Source organism: Stenotrophomonas sp. 22LJNL06-5-1 (assembly GCF_056861455.1).
On record NZ_JBSPUE010000004.1, the window covers coordinates 126,126 to 143,299 of the forward strand.

The window sequence follows — 17,174 nt, forward strand, 5'->3', positions numbered from 1 at the left end:
TCTCCAGTTCGGTTCGTGCGTGCAGCGGGGAGGGAAACGGCGGGTTTGCGGGCAGTCGGTCAATCAATGCGCGCGTAGGCCGGCAGGGTCAGGAAATCGGTCAGTTCGTCGCTGCGGCTCAGTTCGCCGAGCAGGGTGATGGCCTCGCCGATGCGTGCGCCACCGGGCAGCGCGGCGGAATCGCCCAGCCGTGCCGGCAGCTGCGAGAGGGTGGAATCCAGCAGCGCCAGGTCGATCGCAGTGCCGTCGTCCAGCTGCTGGCCCGGGGTATGCAGCCACTGCCACAGCTGGCTGCGGCTGATCTCGGCGGTGGCTGCGTCCTCCATCAGGTGGTGGATCGGCACGCAGCCGTTGCCATCCAGCCACGCCGCCAGGTAACGCACGCAGACTTCCACGTTGCCTTCGAAACCGGCGCGGGTGATGGTGCCCGGCGGCCGCGCGATCAGTTCGTCGCGGCCGACGCGCACATCCTGGCGCAGCACGCTGTGCTGGTTCGCACCGGGCATGTGCTCATCGAAGATCGCCATCGCCACCGGAATCAGCGCCGGGTGCGCGACCCAGGTACCGTCATGGCCGGCGGTGACTTCGCGCAGCTTGTCGGCGCGCACGCGGGCCATCGCCTGTTCGTTGGCGGCGGCATCGTTGTTGATCGGAATCTGCGCGGCCATACCACCCATCGCATGCGCACCGCGGCGATGGCAGGTCTGGATCAGCAACTCCGAATAGGCCTTCAGGAACGGCTGGGTCATGGTCACCTGGCCGCGTTCGGGCAGCACGCGGTCAGCATGGCGGCGGAAGGTCTTCAGGTACGAGAAGATGTAATCCCAGCGCCCGCAGTTCAGGCCGACGATGCGGTCACGCAGCGCGTGCAGGATCTCGTCCATCTCGAATACTGCCGGCAGCGTTTCGATCAGCACGGTCACCTTGATCTGGCCGTGCGGCAGGCCGAGCATGCCCTCGATGTGCGACAGCGCGGTCTCCCACAGCGCCGCCTCCTCCATGCTCTGCAACTTGGGCAGGTAGAAGTACGGGCCGCGGTCCTTCGCCTGCAGGGTGCGGGCGTTGTGGAAGGCGAACACCGCCGCGTCGAACAGGCCGCCTGCAATGAACTGGCCATCGATGCGCACGTGCTTCTCGTCCAGGTGCCAGCCGCGCGGACGCACGATCAGCACCGCCTGTTCGTCGAACGGGCGCAGGGTGTAGTGCTTGCCGGCCTTGCCGTTGGATGCCGGCGCGGTGTACTCGAGGTCGCCGCGCACCGCCGCCGCCAGCGACTGCTGGCCGGCCAGCAGGTTGCGCCAGGTCGGCGAGGTCGAATCCTCGAAGTCGGCCATGAACACCTTGGCGCCGGAATTCAGCGCGTTGATGACCATCTTCGGGTCGGTCGGGCCGGTGATCTCCACGCGGCGGTCCTGCAGCGCGGCCGGCAGCGGCGCAACGCGCCAGTCGCCGCTGCGGATGGCGGTGGTGTCGTCGCGGAAGCCCGGCAGGCCGCCCTGGTCGAAGAACGCCTGACGCTCGCGACGCGCCTGCAGCCGTGCCTGCCGGCCCGGTTCCACCGCACGGTGCAGCGACACCAGCAGGGCCAGCAGCGGCGCCGGCAGCAGGGTGTCCTGGCCAGCCACGCGGGTCGCCAGGGCGATGCCGGGGGTGGCCTTGGCGGCGGGGGTGGGAACAGCGGAAGCGACGGCGGACATGGGGCGACTCCAGCGGTGGGGGAACGACTCCACGGTGCCGCTGGGCCCGAGTATTTGGCAAAACAGTTTTTGCAATGTTCTACATAAGTTGTGCTAATACTCGTGACATGATGAGCACACGCACCCCGCCAAGTCCGCGTTTTTCCTACAAATCCGACCGACTGAAGCCGCTGCGCGCGTTCTGCCAGACCGTGCGCCTGGGCTCGGTCTCACGGGCGGCTGAGGCGCTTTTCGTCAGCCAGCCGGCGATCAGCCTTCAGTTGCAGGCGCTGGAACGGGAGCTGGGGGTGCCGCTGTTCGAGCGCAGTGGGCGACGCCTGGTGCCCAGCCGCGAGGGCCAGCTGCTGTACGAGATGGCACAGCCGCTGGTGGAGAACCTGGACGGACTGGAGGCGCGCTTCCGCGACAAGGTGCGCGGGCTGGACGCGGGCGAGCTGAACATCGCCGCCAACAGTTCGACCATCCTGTACCTGCTGCCGAAGATCGTCGAACGCTTCCGCCTGCATCACCCCGACGTGCGCCTGACCCTGCACAACGCGATCAGCGCCGATGGCACCGACCTGCTGCGCGAGGACGCCGCCGACCTGGCGATCGGTTCGATGACCGATGTGCCGGCCGACCTCAGCTACGCCCCGGCCTACCGCTTCGAGCAGGTGCTGATCGCCCCGCACGACCATCCGCTGGCCAGCGGTGGCGAGCTGGAGCTGGCTGACATCGCGCGCTATCCGCTGGTGCTGCCACCGAAGCGGCAGATCACCTACCGGCTGGTCGACCAGGTGTTCCAGCGCCACCGCATTGCGTACACGGTGGCGCTGGAAGTGGGCGGCTGGGAGGTGATCAAGCAGTACGTGGCGATGGGCATGGGCATTTCCATCGTGCCGGCGCTGTGCCTGAACGAGGCCGACCGCGAGCGGCTGGGGGCGCGGTCGATGAAGCGCTGGTTCCCGGAGCGCAGTTACGGAGTGATCGTGCGCCGGGGCAAGGCGCTGTCGGCGCAGGCGCGGGCGTTCATCGAGCTGATCCAGCCGGAGTTGTTCAGCCCGCGCGATTACGATCAGAGCGGGCATTCCGAGCGGTAAGGGGTGTTCGGCAGGGCTGCGCCCTGCACCTGCCGAATCAACGACAACGGCAACGTCAAAAGCGGGGATATCCGTGGGATGGCGGGGCGGTGTGGGTGGGCAGGACACGCCGTAAACCCCTCCCTGGGGGCTCGATGGCACCATCCATGGCGCCAACGGTCCTGCCCACCCACACCGCCCCGCCTCTGACAGATCCCCGCGATCTGTCGGGGTCGGATCCCGTTGCTGCGCAACGGGCTCTGACCCCATCTCTGATTCATTTCCGGCTGACGATGAATAAACTGGCCTCATGTCCATCGAACTCCGTCACCTGCGTTACTTCCTTGCCGTTGCCGACACGCTGCACTTCGGACAGGCGGCGGAGCGGTTGGGCATGTCGCAGCCGCCGCTCAGCCAGCAGATCCGCCAGCTGGAAGATCTGATCGGTGCGCGCCTGTTCGTGCGCAGCCATCGTCGTGTGCAGCTGACGCCTGCGGGCGAGCTGCTGCATGAACGCGCACGCGCCATCGTGCAGCAGGTGGAAACGGCGGTGGACGAAGTGCAGCGCGCGCAGCGCGGTGAGCAGGGTGAGTTGCGTATCGGCCTGACCCGCGCCACGCCGCTGTCACCGCAGATTCCGCGTTCGATCCTGCGCTACCGCCAGCAGTACCCGCAGGTGCGCCTGCAGCTGAGCGAAATGAACACGCTGCAGCAGATTGATGCGCTGCTCGACGGCAGCCTGGATGTGGGCATCATCCGCAAGCGTGCATTGCCGCCGGAACTGGTGGCACACAGCCTGTTCGTCGACCCACTGGCGTTGATCGTGCATGCCGACCACCCTGCCCTGCGCAGACTGTCGAAACAAGGAACGCTGTCGCTGCGCGACTTCGCGCAGGAATCGTTCGTGGCGTTCCGGCGCAGTGCCGGTGCCGGCATCCACGACCATATGATCGCGCTGTGCGCGGCCGCCGGGTTCACCCCGCGCATCGTGCAGGAGGCAGGCGAAGCCTCGACCCTGATCAGTCTTGCTGCGGCCGGTCTGGGTGCGGCGATCCTGCCGTCGTCCTGCGATCACATCCGGGTGGAGGGCGCGCGCTTCGTGGCACTGGCCGATGCCGGTGCGCATTCGGAAGTGCAGCTGGCGTGGCACCGCGAGGGGGTGACGCCGCTGATCCGCAATTTCGCCGGGCTGCTGCGCGAGGCGTTTGCCGAAGGGTGAGGTGCAACCCACCCGGTAGTGCCGGCCGCTGGCCGGCACTACCGTGCGTTGGATCGCGCCGTGACCGGCTGCGGCGCGCGCTGCTGCAACGCCCAGACGATGCCACCACCGATCAGGGTCAGCACGGCGGCGAACAGGCACACACCCAGCCAGTCCCAGGCCGCATAGGCCAGGCCGCCGACCCCGCCCAGCACACTGGACCCGAGGTAGTAGGCAAACAGGTACAGCGCCGACGCTTCCGCGCGCATCGTGCCGGCGCGGCTGCCGACCCAGCTGCTGGCCACCGAGTGACCGCCGAAGAAGCCGAAGGTCACCAGCGCGATGCCGAGTGCCATTGTGCTCAGCCAAGGCAATGCCAGCAGCGCGATGCCGGCGCCGATCAGCGCGAACGAGATCGACAGGATGCGGCCGCGTCCGTAACGCGTAGCCTGCTGGCCCATCCACGCCGAACTGAAGGTGCCCACCAGGTACACGCTGAAGATCAGGCCGACCACGGTCTGGCTGAGGCGGTACGGCGGCGCCAGCAGGTGGTAGCCCAGGTAGTTGTAGAGGGTGACGAACACCCCCATCAGCACGAACGAGGTGGCAAACAGCCACGGCAGGCCCGGGTCGGCGAACAGCGTGCGCCAGCGCGACGGCAACTGGCGCAGGCCATCGCGGCGCGCCTGGAAATGCCGCGACGGCGGCAGTTGCAGCCACAGCAGTACGGTACTGGCGATGGCAATGATCGAGACCACGCCGATGCCCCAGCGCCAGCCCCAGTGATCGGCGATGATGCCGGCCAGCAGGCGTCCACTCATGCCACCAATGGCATTGCCGCCGATATACAGGCCCATCGCCAGGCCCAGCGCGCGGCTGTCCATTTCCTCGACCAGGTAGGTCATCGCCACTGCCGGCACGCCGCTCAGCGCCAGGCCGAGCAGGGTGCGCAGCACCAGCAACGTGGTCCAGTCGTCCACCAGCGCCGTGCTCAGCGACAGCATGGCCGAGGCCAGCAGCGCAGCGATCATCAACGGGCGACGGCCGACCGCGTCGGACAGCAGGCCGGCCAGCAGCATGGCCACCGCCAGCATGCCGGTGGTCAGCGACAGCGACATCGCGCTGCCGGCAGCAGAAACGCCGAAGTGACGGCTGAATTCGGGCAGCAGCGGCTGCACCGTGTACAGCAGGCCGAAGGTGGAGAAGCCGGCCAGGAACAGCGCCAGCGCGGTGCGGCGGAAGGCCGGCGTGCCCTGCTGGATGCGGGTCTCGGCGCCGGAGTCGACGGTGTGGGGGCGGCATTCGACTGCCGCCGTGGTTTCGCCAGTCATGGAATCGAAGGGCCGGTGGGGACGGCCGGGCGTGGGAGGGAACGGGCCTCAGACTAGGCCCGTCCATCCAGTCGATCCATAACCTGATAGGTCAGGATTGATACACAGGAAGTATCAATTCAGCTTACAGGCGCTGCCACTCGAAGCCGGCGCCCCGGCGGTAATACACCGCCACGGCGCGGCCGTAGACCTTGTCGGCGTCGACGAAGCCGAAGAAGCGGCCATCGAAGCTGTTGCCACGGTGGTCACCCAGCACCAGCACCTTGCCGTCCGGCACCACCAGGTCGGCGATGTCCGGGCCGCCCCCCATGTCCAGATCAAGGCTGGCACGGCGTTCACCGAAGGCTTCCACATCCTGCAGTTCGGCGGTCTGCAGCGGCTGGCCGTTGATGCTCAGGTGCCCTTCGTGCAGTTGAACATGGTCACCGGCCACCGCCGCCACTCGCTTGATCAGGCGGGTGCCGTCGGCCGGCGAATCGAATACCGCCACTTCGCCGCGCTGCGGCGTGCCGGTGGACACCAGTTCCTTGCTGGTGAACGGCAGGCGCAGGCCATAGGCACGCATGTCCACCACCACCCGGTCGCCGGGCTGCAGGGTCGGCTGCATCGAGCCGCTGGGCACCACGTAGTGGTTGGCCAGGGTATCGCGGGCGGCGGCGAGCAGGCCGAGCATCACCAGCAACGGCAGCGCCTCCTTTTTCAGCCAGGCCAGCGCGCGTTCGGAAAAGGGAGGGCGGGCAACGGCATCCATGGCAGGCTCCGGGTGAGTGGTAGCTGCATCAGACCACATCCAGGCCGGAGAGGTTCCCGCGCCGGCATCTTCGTAGCGTCGAGCTTGCTCGACTGCTCTGCGCCTCAGCCGAGCAAGCTCGGCGCTACAAAGAGCAATCCGAGCGTAGGCTCGCCTCTACAAAACGGGTTACGCAGGTTTTACGCCCCGGCCCGGCCGCGGGCATCGCACCTTTACGGGCAGCACGCGCATCGTGTGCCCACCGCGCCACAGGGCGCATTCCGCAAGGTGTTGTATGACCCTCCTGGTGATCCGCCACGCATCTTCGTCGGCGCCGCGCCCGCAGCTGCCGGCACAGCTGGCCGGCCATCGCGTGCTGTGCAGCGACTGCGCCAGCCTGTCCGAGGTACGCCAGTGCCTGTGCCAGCCGCAGGCGCGCTCGGCCGACTGGGTGCTGCTGGATGTCGGCGTGGCCGACGAAGCGCAATGGCAGGCCGAGGGCGGTGCACTGCAGGCGGCGTTGGAACGGCTGCCGGCGCAGTACATCGAACTTCAGGCGCCCAGCGAACCCGGCCTGGAGGCACGCCTGCGCCTGCAGCATGGCCCCGCCGCGGTGGTGGTGGACCAGCGCAGCCAGCAGGCCGGTTACCCGTTGTCGCTGGCCATCGTTGGCCACCGCCTGGCGCAGGAGGGCTGAGCCATGTCGATCTTCATCATCCGCGGCCCGGAAGCGGCCGGCGCCTTGATCCGCACGGCGATGCCACTGCCGGCGCCGGTACTGAAGTCGCTGGTGCATCGTGCGATCGATGCCGGCACCAGCGTGGCGATCCGTGCCTGCGGCTCGGAACAGGAACTGCTGGATGCGCTGCGCGTGGCCGATCACAGCCGTGGCGAAGTAACGCTGCTTGACCCGGGTGCGTGTGCCAACAGCCTGCGCCTGCAGCGGCTGCTGCCCTACCTGCACAACGCCTACGTGGAAGTGCATGACGACGGCGCGGTGGCCGAGCCGTGCCTGCCGGCCGGTGTCGGCCAGCGCCTGGGCATCGCCGCCGGCTATGGCGCGCAGAGCTATGTGCTGGCGCTGGACATTGCCCTGGATCACCTGGGATTGGCCGAACAGGCGAACCGGGTGCATGTGGGGACGTGATGGCCGGGCTGTGCCCGGCACCCGGTAGTGCCGGCCGCTGGCCGGCAACCTCAACAGCAACAGCAACAGCCAAAGCCGGTTTCCTGGGGATGGCGGGGTGGGTCCGGTTGCGGGGGACGCTGCAAGTACGTCCCTGCAAGCTTGGCCGCGGCATCCATGCCGCGGACACCCCCGCAACCGGACCCACCCCGCCTTCGACAGATCTCCGCGAACTGTCGCAATGGCATGGCCTGCTTTTGGTGGGTGTCGACCTTGGTCGATACATGGATCCACGCCATGCGTGGATGAGCGGCAAACTGCGGAATCTGTCGATGGCATCGATTCAACGAAAAACGGCGGGGTTTCCCCCGCCGTTATTTCTTTCGTACTTCAGGTCAGGCTTATTTCAGCCCGCGGAACTTCAGCAGCGGTTCCACCGACGGGTCCTTGCCGCGGAAATCGCGGTACAGGGTCGACAGCTCCACGCTGTTGCCGCGCGAGAGGATCTTGTCGCGGAATTCCTGGCCATTGGCTGCGGTCAGGCCACCGTGTTCGGTGAACCACTGGTAGGCATCATGGTCCAGCACTTCGGCCCAGAAGTAGGCGTAGTAACCGGCCGAGTAGCCGCCACCCCAGATGTGGTCGAAGTAGGTGGTGCGGTAACGCGGCGGCACCTGCGGCAGGTCGACCTTGAACTTCTTCAACGCGCTGGCTTCAAAGGCGCCAACATCCTGCAGCGGCGCATCAGCCTTCTGCGTGTGCCAGGCGAGGTCGAGCAGTGCGGCCGACAGGTATTCGGTGGTCGCATAACCCTGGTTGAAGCTGCGTGCCTTGAGGATCTTGTCGACCAGCTCCTGCGGCATCGCTTCGCCGGTCTTGTAGTGCTTGGCGTAGTTGGCGAACACCTTCGGATCCAGTGCCCAGTGCTCGTTGAACTGCGACGGGAACTCGACGAAATCACGCGAGGTGGCGGTGCCGGCGATCGACGGGTACTTCACGTTCGAGAACATGCCGTGCAGCGCATGGCCGAACTCATGGAACATGGTGGTGACGTCGTCGAAGCTGATCAGCGCAGGCTGACCGGCGGCCGGCTTGGTGAAGTTGCAGACGTTGTAGACCACCGGCTTGGCACCGGTCAGGCCATCCTGTTCGACGAACACGTCCATCCAGGCGCCACCGGATTTGCTGTCACGCTTGAAGTAGTCGGTGTAGAACAGGGCCAGCGAGGTGCCGTCCTTGTCGAACACTTCGTACACCTTCATGTCCGGGTTGTAGGTCGGAATGTCGGTGCGCGGCTTGAAGGTGATGCCGTACAACTGGGTGGCGGCGTAGAAGACGCCGTTCTGCAGCACGTTGTCCAGTTCGAAGTACGGCTTGATCTGCGATTCGTCCAGATCGTACTTGGCCTTGCGCACCTGCTCGGCATAGAAGTCCCAGTCCGAGGCAGCGACCTGGAAACCACCCTTCTGCGCGTCGATCACCTTCTGGATCTCGCCGGCTTCGGCGCGGGCCTTGGCGGTGGCGGCCGGCACGGTGTCGGTCAGCAGCTTCAGCGCGGCGGCCGGGGTCTTGGCCATCTGGTCGCCCAGCTGGTAGTCGGCGAAGGTGTCGAAGCCGAGCAGCTTGGCCTTCTGTGCGCGCAGCTGGGCCAGGCGCTGTACGGTCTGCCGGGTATCGTTGGCATCGCCGCGCTCGGCGCGGGTTTCCGAAGCCTTCAGCACGGCGGCGCGCTGGTCGCGGTCGCTCAGCGAGCCGAGCACCGGCTGCTGGGTGGTGTTCTGCAACGGCAGCAGGAACTTGCCATCCAGCTTGCGATCCTTGGCGGCGTTGGCAGCGTTGTTGATCGCATTCTCGTCCAGGCCGGCCAGCTTGGCCTTGTCGTCGACCACGACGGCCGCTGCGGCGGTGGCGGCCACCAGACGGGTGTGGAACTGGGTGGAAAGGGTGGTTTCTTCCACGTTGAGCTTGCGCAGGCTCGCCTTGTCGGCGTCGGACAGCTGCGCGCCAGCGCGCACCAGGCCGTCGTAGTAATGCTCGACCAGGCGCTTCTGCACCGGATCCAGTTCCAGCGTGTCACGCTGGTCGTACAGCGACTTCACGCGCGCGAACAGCTTCGGATCGAGATTGATCTCGTCCTGGTGCGCGGCCAGCTTCGGCGCTACTTCTTCCTGGATCTTCTGGCGCGCATCGTTGGTGTCGGCCTGGACCAGGCCGAAGAAGATGCGCGACACGCGGTTCAGCGTCTCGCCGCTGCGCTCCATCGCCACGATGGTGTTGTCGAAGGTGGCCGGTTCGCTGCTGTCGGCGATCTTGCGCACGTCGGCCAGGTGCTGGCGCATGCCTTCTTCGAACGCCGGCAGGTAGTCGCTGTCCTTGATCTTGTCGAACTGCGGCGCCTGGAACGGCAGCGTGCTGGCGCTCAGCAGCGGATTGGTGGAGGCTTCGGCCGGCTGCTGGGCCGGGGCATTCTGGGCATCGGACATGGGGGTGGACTCCTTGCCGGAACAGGCCGCCAGCGCCAGGCTGATGGCGGCGGCCAGGACTACGGTACGCGACATGTAAAACACTCCTTGGGCGGACGGTACGGGATACCAGCCCTCCACCCTACTCCTGTCGCGCTCGCCCGGCATGTGCCGGACGTGGCGTCTATGCGGCGGCCTGCGGCAGGCTCAGACCGTACCGCGGGTCTTGCCGATCCAGGGCCGGTAGAACTCGCGGATGGCGGCCATGTCGGCGGCATCATCGCCGGTCGGCGTGAACAGCGGGCCGATGCCGATGGTCTTCTCCGGGTAGTGGAAATACGCGGCCAGGATCGGCACGTCGGCCATCCGGGCGATCTTCAGGAAGCCGGCCTTCCAGTCCTTCACGGCCTTGCGGGTGCCCTCGGGCGTGATGGCGAACCACATCTTCTCGTTGTTGCGCAGCAGGTCCACGGCCTGCCCCACCGTGCCCTGCGGCGAGCTGCGATCGAGCGGGATCACGCCCAGCTTGTGCAGCAGCGGGCCCAGCGGCCACCAGAACAGCGATGCCTTGCCCAGCACCTTCACCTTCATGCCCAGTGCAATCTTGGCCGCCATTCCCCACAGGCCATCCCAGTTGGACGAATGCGGGGCGATGATGAAGACCAGCCTGGGGATGTCAGGCAGGGTACCGGTCACCTTCCAGCCGCCCATGCGCAGGGTGCAGCGCGCCAGCCAGCGCAGGAAGGCGTTGGGTTTGACCTGCGGCATCTGCGGCGGCACGGCCGGCAGCAACGAAGTCGGGTTGTTCAAGCAATCACTCCCAGTCACGTGATGAGCGCCCGCGCTTGATCTGCGCGCGCCCGCGTTTGGCGTCCAGACGACGCAGTTTCGACCCGAGGGTCGGCTTGGTGGCCTTGCGCGGTTTGGGCACGCTCAGCCCGGCCTGGATGAAGGCCGCCAGCCGATCGCGCGCATCCTCGCGATTGCGATCCTGGGTCCGGAAACGTTGCGCGTCGATGACCAGCACGCCTTCGCCGGTCATGCGCCGGTCACGCCGCGCCAGCAGGCGCGCGCGCAACGGTTCGGGCAACGAGGGCGAGTTGGCCACGTCGAAACGTAGTTCCACCGCGGTGGAGACCTTGTTGACGTTCTGGCCACCGGCACCACTGGCACGCACGAACCGCTCGACGATCTCGCCGTCGGGGATTTCAAGCTGCGCGCTGATGGTGACCGGTCCACTGCCCATCCGCGCATTGTAGCGGCAGCCACGTGCCGGAGTGCGGCATCGCGCACCGTATGCCGCCGATCAGGTACCGAACACGCCGCCTTCGCCTTGGCTGCGGGTATGCTGGCCATCCCATGTACTGCAGGAAGCCCCGCATGACCCGCTTCGTACCCGCCCTGCCGTCCCTGCTGCGCCGCGCCGCCCTGCTGCTGGCGCTGGCCGTGGCCAGCGTTCCGGCCCTGGCCGCGCCACCGACCGATGGCGACATCAACCGCCTGCTGTCCGCGTCGCGTGCGCAGAGCATGATCGACACCATGCTGCCGCAGATCGAGGCGATGCAGCAGCAGCAGTTCCAGCAGGTAGCCGCGCAGCGCCAGCTCAATGCCCAGCAGCAGGAGCAGCTGAAGCGGATCCAGGCGCGGACCAGCCAGACCCTGCGCCAGGCCCTGTCGTGGCAGCAGCTGCGGCCGATGTACGTGGACCTGTACAAGAAGACCTTCAGCAAGGAAGACGTGCTGGCGATGGCCGAGTTCTACGAGAGCGCGGCCGGCCAGAGCCTGCTGGACAAGACCCCGGCCCTGATGCAGAACGTGATGGTGGCCATCCAGGCACGCATGCAGCCGCTGTTCGCGGACCTGCAGAAGGACCTGGAAGCAATCGTCAACGAGCCGGAAAAGAAGTGAGGTAGTGCCGGCCGCTGGCCGGCAACCTCGTACGGTTGGGATCAGGCAGATGCCGGCCAGCGGCCGGCACTACCGTCTATAGGTCCACCTGCCAGCCGAACAGGTCCAGCGCCTTCTGGAACCCGCCGTCCAGCGGTGCACGCACATCCACCGTGCCACCGTCCGGATGCGGGAAGCGCAGGCGCTCGGCATGCAGCAGCATGCGGTGCACGCCCTGCATGCGGAAGATGCGGTTGTGGCGGCCATCACCGTGGCTGGTGTCGCCGATCATGTGATGCGAGAGATGCTTCAGGTGCCGGCGGATCTGCCGGAAACGCCCGGTCTGCGGCTGGCAGCGCAGCAGCGCGTAACGCGAGCTGGTGAATTCACCGACCGGCACCGACAGCTCGCCGGTGGCCAGGCGCTGGAAATCGGTGACCGCCGGCTTCTTCACCGGCTTGCCCGGGCCGCCATCCAGATCATGGTCGACCTGCCAGGAAAGTTCGGCCGGCCAGCCCCGGCAGACCGTCAGGTAGTCCTTCAGCACTTCGCCGCCCATCAGCGCCTTGCCCAGCGCGCTGGCGGTCTCGCGGTCGAAGGCCAGCAGCAGGCAGCCGCTGGTCGCCCGGTCCAGGCGATGCACGAGGAAGATCGGGCGGCCCAGCTGCTCGCGCAGGCGGTCGGCCAGGAAGTCATCTTCGCCACGGGCCAGCTTGCTGTCGTGGACCATCAGCCCGGCGGGCTTGTTGACCACGGCCAGACGCTCATCCAGGTGCAGCAGCTGCAGGGGCGCGGTGTCGGTCTCGACCGCGGCGAGGGTATCGGGTTCGGTGCTCACGGCGGGATTATCGGGGCTGGGCACTGAATGGGGTAGAGCCGGCCGCTGGCCGGCTGCCTCCGGGTCGCCTGGCTGCTGGAGTTGCCGGCCAGCGGCCGGCACTACCAGATCAGGCGCGGCCGGCACGACCGGATCAGGCACGGGCAGCACTACCGGATCAGACGCGGGCAGCACGGCGGTCAGGCGTTGCGTACGGCCAGCAGCTCGCCGTTGCCCACCGGCACCAGGCTGGTGCTGAAGTCCGGATCAGCGTCCAGCAGCACGCGCAGCGGTTCCATCTCTTCCGCATGCGAGGTGGCGTTGTCCACCACCAGCAGGCCACCCGGACGCAGCACGCGGCGCAGCTGCGGCCACCAGCCGGCGTATTGCCCTCGGTCCGAATCGAGGAACAGCAGGTCAATGCTGGCATCGGCGGCCTGTACCAGCCACGGCCCGGCATCGTCGTGGACCAGCGTGATGCGATCGGCCAGGCCACTGCGTGCGAAGGTGTCACGCGCCATCGCCGCCTTGTCCTCGGCGTATTCCAGCGTGGTCACGTGGCCGTTGATGGCTGTGGCTGCCTCGGCCAGCCACAGCGTCGAATAGCCGTTGGACGTACCGATTTCCAGCACCCGGCGCGCAGTGCCGAAGCGCACCAGCACCGACAGGAATTCACCGGTCTCCGGCGTGATGTTGAGCATGCGTCGGCCGCGCGCACTTTCGCGTGCGTCGTTGTCGGCGCCGAAGCGGGCCAGTTCGTCCTTGAGTGCCTGCAGCATGGGGCCTACTTCCACCACGCGCGCAGCAGCGCCACTGCGCCGACCGCACCGGACAGCCAGCTCCACGCCGGCACGTCGCCCCAGTACCAGCCCGGCGGCTGCAGCACATACATCAGTGCAGCGATGGCCAGCAGGCCGACGCCGGTGATCGCACCGACCGCATGCTTCTGCAGGCGCTGCACGCTGGCATCCAGTGCGGCCAGGTCGCGCGAACGCATCGACAGTTCGTGGCGACCTTCCACCTGCTGGGTCAGCCAGGCGTGCACCAGGCGCGGCATGTCCGGTGCATGGGTCATGATTTCCGGCAGGCGCTTGCCGATCTCGCGTACCACCCGGCGCGGGCTGTAACGTTCGCGCAGGATCTTCGCCAGCACCGGCTTGGCCACCGCCCAGATGTCGATCTGCGGATCGAGCTGGCGGCCGACGCCTTCGATGTTCAGCAGGGTCTTCTGCAGCAGGATCAGCTGCGGCTGCAGGGTCAGCTGGTAACGCTGGGCCACGCGGAACAGCTTCATCAGCACTTCGGCCAGCGAGATCTGCGACAGCGGACGGGTGAAGTACGGCTCGCACACCGAACGCACGGCCGCTTCCAGATCATCGATGCGCACGTTGTCCGGCATCCAGCGCGCCTGCACATGCAGTTCGGCGATGCGGCGGTAGTCGCGGTTGAAGATGGCCATGAAGTTCTCGGCCAGGTAGTACTGATCTTCCTGCGACAGCTGGCCCATGATGCCGAAATCCAGCGCGATGAAGCGCGGATTGGCGCGACGCGCCGGATCGGTGTCGACCCAGATGTTGCCGGCGTGCGCATCGGCGTGGAAGAAGTTGTCGCGGAACACCTGGGTGTAGAACACCCGTACGCCCTTGGCGGCCAGCGCCTTGCGGTCAATGCCAGCCTTGTCCAGTGCAGCGATGTCATCGGAGGGGATGCCCCACACACGCTCCAGGGTCAGCGCGCGCTCGGCGGTGTGGCTCCAGATCACTTCCGGCACGTACAGATCGTCGCTGTTTTCCCAGAAGCGGCGCAGCACGCTGGCATTGGCGCCTTCGCGCTGCAGGTCCAGCTCGGCGGACAGGGTGTTTTCGACTTCGGCCACCACTTCGCGCGGACGGATCTTGTCGGCGCGCGGATGGGTGCGCTCGACCAGGGCGGCCAGCGAATTGAGCAGGGCGATATCCGCGTCGATCTGCTTCTCGATGCCCGGGCGCAGCACCTTGACCACGACCTGGCGGCCATCGGCCAGCGTGGCCGCGTGCACCTGTGCGATCGAGGCCGAGGCCAGCGGTTCGGTGTCGAAGCTGGCGAAGGCCTCGCTGACCGGCAGGCCGAGCGCTTCCTCGACGATGCGGCGCGCGGTCTCGCCGTCGAACGGCTTGACCCGGTCCTGCAGCAGGGTCAGCTCATTGGCCACATCCGGCGGCACCAGGTCGCGGCGGGTGGACAGGATCTGGCCGAACTTGACGAAGATCGGGCCGAGATCCTGCAGCGCCAGGCGCAGGCGCGCACCGCGCGACTGTGCGGCGATGTCGGCCGAGGCGCGCGGCACGAACGGCTTGGCCAGGCGCAGCCAGCGCTCGGCCGGCGTGCCCTGCAGCAGGTCGTCGAGGCGGTAACGCAGGATCACCCGGCCGATGCGGCTTGCCCGCAGCACGGCCTTCATGCGGCACCCCGCAGGCGCTGCACGCGTGCACCGAGGCGTTCGACGTCATCGCGCAGCACGTCCACGTCATCGTGGAAGGCATCCAGCTCAGCGCGCGGCACCACATCGCGCGATTCCTCGGTGATGAATTCGGCGGCGCTGTGGGCCAGGTCGATCGCGCCCTGGCGCGCGTGCTGCAGGGCGCCACGCAGGGTGTTGGCCACCTGCACGCCCAGCACTTCGCCGAACACGCTGACGAAGGGCTGCTGCCAGTCCGGGTCGAAGCCCTTGGCCAGCTGCTGCAGGCGGCGCGCCAGTTCGGCGTCACCCGCTACGCGCACGCGGCCCTTGCCGTTGTTGTCGGCGCGCCGTGCGTTGGCCAGCAGCGGCAGCTGCGCCAGCACGCCGGCCAGGCTGCTGCGCACGGCCAGGTCGGCTTCCTGCGCATCCACCGGGCCGACCCGCAGCTGGTCGCCGTCGACGCTGATGCGCATCGCCAGCGACGGCGCTTCCAGGGTCAGGTCGATATGCCGGCCGTCGAGGCTGGCCAGTGCATGGCGGGTATCCGGATCCAGCGCCAGCGCGCGGTTCAGGGCGATCTGCAGGGCGCGGCCAGCGACCGGCTTGAGGGACTTGAGCAGGGAGAGAGCCATGTGCGCATTCTACCTGCGTGGGTGGGGGGCTTGGGCCGGGCTGCCGCCCGGCACCCGCAGAGGCACCGGCCGCTGGCCGGCAAGATCAACATCAAAAGCTGGCTATCCGTGGGATGGCGGGGTGGGTCCGGTTGCGGGGGACGCTGCAAGTACGTCCATGTAAGCTCGGTCGCCGCATCCATGCGGCTCACGCCCCCGCAACCGGACCCACCCCGCCTTCGACAGTTTCCCGCTGCTGTTGGTGGGTGCTGACCGTTGGTCGGCACGCTGCTCTTGGTAGGTGTCGACCTTGGTCGACACGGTAGATCCACGCCGTGCGTGGAAGGATTTCTGGTTCATCTGTGCCTCACGCGGAGGGCCGATGAAGGTTCATGCTATGAGGCCACGCAACGCACAGGACATCGCACTCCCCATGGCACGGACCCGGGTCGGCATCATCTTCGGGGGCAAGTCCTCCGAGCACGAAGTTTCGCTGCAGTCGGCGAAGAACATCCTCGATGCGCTTGATCGCGAGCGCTTCGAGCCGGTGCTGGTCGGCATCGACAAGCAGGGCCAGTGGCATCTGAGCCAGCCGGATACCTTCCTGATCAATGCCGATGATCCGTCGCGCATCGCGCTGCACCGGTCTGGCACGTCGCTGGCGGTGCGTCCGGGTGCGGAGCAGGCGCAGCTGCAGCCGTCCGATGCGGCCAGTGCGCTGGGCCAGATCGATGTGGTGCTGCCGATCGTGCACGGGCCGCTGGGCGAGGACGGTGCGCTGCAGGGGCTGCTGCGCATGGCCAACCTGCCCTTCGTCGGTTCGCCGGTACTGGGCTCGGCGGTGGCGATGGACAAGGACGTGACCAAGCGGCTGCTGCGCGACGCCGGGCTGCAGGTGGCACCGTGGCTGTGCATCCGTCGCCATCAGGCGGCGGAGGTGGATGCCGATGCGGTGATCGCGCAGCTCGGCCTGCCGTTGTTCGTGAAGCCGGCCAACCAGGGCTCGTCGGTGGGTGTGAGCAAGGTCAAGGATGCGGCGGGCTTCGCCGAGGCACTGGCCTTGGCGCTGCGCTACGACCACAAGGTGCTGGTGGAATCGGCGGTGGTTGGCCGCGAGATCGAGTGCGCGGTGCTGGGCAACGAACATCCGCAGGCCAGCCTGTGCGGCGAGGTGGTGGTGCACGACGAGTTCTACGCCTACGACACCAAGTACATCAACGCCGATGGCGCCGAGGTGGTGGTGCCGGCGGATATCGATGCCACAACCCAGGCGCGCATCCAGCAGATCGCGCTGCAGGCCTACCAGGCGCTGGAGTGTGCGGGCATGGCGCGCGTGGACGTGTTCCTCACCGCAGCCGGTGAGATCGTCATCAACGAGGTCAACACGCTGCCGGGCTTCACCCGCATCAGCATGTATCCGAAGCTGTGGGGCGCCAGCGGTGTGGACTACACCACGCTGATCACGCGCCTGATCGAACTGGCGCTGGAGCGCCATGAAGCCGATCGCAGATTGCACAGCGCCGTGTAGAGGCGCTCCCAGTAGCGTCGAGCATGGCTCGACGCTACAGAGGGGGCGTGCCGACCAACGGTCGGCACCTACCGGGAAGAACGGTGCCGGCCAGCGGCCGGCACTACCCTGCGGTCTTCTAGCCGCGCTTGCGGAACATCGAGATCACGGCCAGGACCAGGAACACAACGAACAGGATCCAGGCGATGTTGCTGGCAGCACCGGCAATACCGGAGAAGCCGAGCACGGCGGCGATGATGGCGATGACGAAAAAGATGACGGCGTAATGCAGCATGGCGCTCCTCGCAGA

General features: G+C 67.3%; 17 protein-coding genes. 6 read left to right on the forward strand and 11 right to left on the reverse strand.

Annotated features, from left to right (window positions below; translation table 11 throughout):
• Nucleotides 1-59 precede the first annotated feature (59 nt).
• Nucleotides 60-1,697, reverse strand: a complete 1,638-nt coding sequence (aceB, locus tag AC13GF_RS10815) for a malate synthase A (RefSeq protein WP_483004604.1) — start codon at nucleotides 1,695-1,697, stop codon at nucleotides 60-62.
• Nucleotides 1,698-1,807: 110 nt separating this feature from the next.
• Between aceB and AC13GF_RS10820 the strand changes: the two genes are divergently transcribed.
• Together AC13GF_RS10820 and AC13GF_RS10825 are read left to right on the forward strand one after the other, a co-directional pair.
• Entirely contained in the window at nucleotides 1,808-2,776 is a 969-nt protein-coding gene (locus tag AC13GF_RS10820; RefSeq protein WP_483004605.1) for a LysR family transcriptional regulator, read from the forward strand.
• 289 nt (nucleotides 2,777-3,065) lie between these two features.
• Nucleotides 3,066-3,974 (forward strand): LysR family transcriptional regulator, encoded by a 909-nt coding sequence (locus AC13GF_RS10825; protein WP_483004606.1) that lies wholly within the window; start codon nucleotides 3,066-3,068, stop codon nucleotides 3,972-3,974.
• A 38-nt stretch (nucleotides 3,975-4,012) separates the two neighbouring features.
• Here the strand turns inward: AC13GF_RS10825 and AC13GF_RS10830 are convergent, their stop codons facing one another.
• Nucleotides 4,013-5,284, reverse strand: a complete 1,272-nt coding sequence (locus AC13GF_RS10830; protein WP_483004607.1) for an MFS transporter — start codon at nucleotides 5,282-5,284, stop codon at nucleotides 4,013-4,015.
• 124 nt (nucleotides 5,285-5,408) lie between these two features.
• On the reverse strand, nucleotides 5,409-6,035 hold the full coding sequence (gene lepB / locus AC13GF_RS10835) for a signal peptidase I (RefSeq protein ID WP_483004608.1): 627 nt from the start codon (nucleotides 6,033-6,035) through the stop codon (nucleotides 5,409-5,411).
• A gap of 274 nt (nucleotides 6,036-6,309) precedes the next feature.
• Here lepB and AC13GF_RS10840 point away from each other — a divergent pair, with 274 nt between their 5' ends.
• Together AC13GF_RS10840 and AC13GF_RS10845 are read left to right on the forward strand one after the other, a co-directional pair.
• Nucleotides 6,310-6,711: a hypothetical protein gene (locus tag AC13GF_RS10840; RefSeq protein WP_483004609.1), complete on the forward strand. Its 402-nt coding sequence runs from the start codon at nucleotides 6,310-6,312 to the stop codon at nucleotides 6,709-6,711.
• Nucleotides 6,712-6,714: 3 nt separating this feature from the next.
• A complete protein-coding gene (locus AC13GF_RS10845; protein ID WP_004153636.1) occupies nucleotides 6,715-7,161 on the forward strand; it encodes a 3-dehydroquinate dehydratase in 447 nt (148 codons plus the stop codon).
• Nucleotides 7,162-7,541: 380 nt separating this feature from the next.
• On the opposite strand, the gene dcp is transcribed toward AC13GF_RS10845, so the two are convergent.
• The 3 genes from dcp to arfB all read right to left on the reverse strand — a co-directional run bounded on the left by dcp (nucleotide 7,542) and on the right by arfB (nucleotide 10,848).
• Nucleotides 7,542-9,698, reverse strand: coding sequence for a peptidyl-dipeptidase Dcp (gene dcp / locus AC13GF_RS10850; protein ID WP_483004610.1), 2,157 nt, complete (start codon nucleotides 9,696-9,698; stop codon nucleotides 7,542-7,544).
• A 111-nt stretch (nucleotides 9,699-9,809) separates the two neighbouring features.
• Complete coding sequence (locus AC13GF_RS10855) at nucleotides 9,810-10,370, reverse strand: lysophospholipid acyltransferase family protein (protein ID WP_223276957.1); 561 nt, start codon at nucleotides 10,368-10,370, stop codon at nucleotides 9,810-9,812.
• A gap of 46 nt (nucleotides 10,371-10,416) precedes the next feature.
• Nucleotides 10,417-10,848 carry an alternative ribosome rescue aminoacyl-tRNA hydrolase ArfB gene (gene arfB, locus AC13GF_RS10860; RefSeq protein WP_032130467.1) on the reverse strand — a complete coding sequence of 144 codons (432 nt, stop codon included), beginning with the start codon at nucleotides 10,846-10,848 and terminating at the stop codon, nucleotides 10,417-10,419.
• Nucleotides 10,849-10,982: 134 nt separating this feature from the next.
• Between arfB and AC13GF_RS10865 the strand changes: the two genes are divergently transcribed.
• On the forward strand, nucleotides 10,983-11,510 hold the full coding sequence (locus AC13GF_RS10865) for a DUF2059 domain-containing protein (RefSeq protein WP_126928911.1): 528 nt from the start codon (nucleotides 10,983-10,985) through the stop codon (nucleotides 11,508-11,510).
• Nucleotides 11,511-11,586: 76 nt separating this feature from the next.
• On the opposite strand, the gene AC13GF_RS10870 is transcribed toward AC13GF_RS10865, so the two are convergent.
• Genes AC13GF_RS10870 through AC13GF_RS10885 form a run of 4 tightly spaced genes read right to left on the reverse strand, consistent with a single transcriptional unit; the run spans nucleotide 11,587 to nucleotide 15,378 of the window.
• Nucleotides 11,587-12,453: a pseudouridine synthase gene (locus AC13GF_RS10870; protein ID WP_483004742.1), complete on the reverse strand. Its 867-nt coding sequence runs from the start codon at nucleotides 12,451-12,453 to the stop codon at nucleotides 11,587-11,589.
• 53 nt (nucleotides 12,454-12,506) lie between these two features.
• Nucleotides 12,507-13,085, reverse strand: coding sequence for an O-methyltransferase (locus AC13GF_RS10875; protein WP_483004611.1), 579 nt, complete (start codon nucleotides 13,083-13,085; stop codon nucleotides 12,507-12,509).
• Between the two features lie 5 nt (nucleotides 13,086-13,090).
• A complete protein-coding gene (gene ubiB, locus AC13GF_RS10880) occupies nucleotides 13,091-14,746 on the reverse strand; it encodes a ubiquinone biosynthesis regulatory protein kinase UbiB (protein ID WP_126928908.1) in 1,656 nt (551 codons plus the stop codon).
• Nucleotides 14,743-15,378 carry a ubiquinone biosynthesis accessory factor UbiJ gene (locus AC13GF_RS10885; protein ID WP_483004612.1) on the reverse strand — a complete coding sequence of 212 codons (636 nt, stop codon included), beginning with the start codon at nucleotides 15,376-15,378 and terminating at the stop codon, nucleotides 14,743-14,745. Before AC13GF_RS10885 ends, ubiB begins: the two co-directional genes overlap by 4 nt.
• A gap of 412 nt (nucleotides 15,379-15,790) precedes the next feature.
• Between AC13GF_RS10885 and ddlA the strand changes: the two genes are divergently transcribed.
• Nucleotides 15,791-16,885 carry a D-alanine--D-alanine ligase gene (gene ddlA, locus AC13GF_RS10890; protein WP_483004613.1) on the forward strand — a complete coding sequence of 365 codons (1,095 nt, stop codon included), beginning with the start codon at nucleotides 15,791-15,793 and terminating at the stop codon, nucleotides 16,883-16,885.
• Between the two features lie 118 nt (nucleotides 16,886-17,003).
• Here the strand turns inward: ddlA and AC13GF_RS10895 are convergent, their stop codons facing one another.
• Nucleotides 17,004-17,159 carry a DUF1328 domain-containing protein gene (locus AC13GF_RS10895; RefSeq protein WP_004153593.1) on the reverse strand — a complete coding sequence of 52 codons (156 nt, stop codon included), beginning with the start codon at nucleotides 17,157-17,159 and terminating at the stop codon, nucleotides 17,004-17,006.
• Between the last annotated feature and the right edge of the window lie 15 nt (nucleotides 17,160-17,174).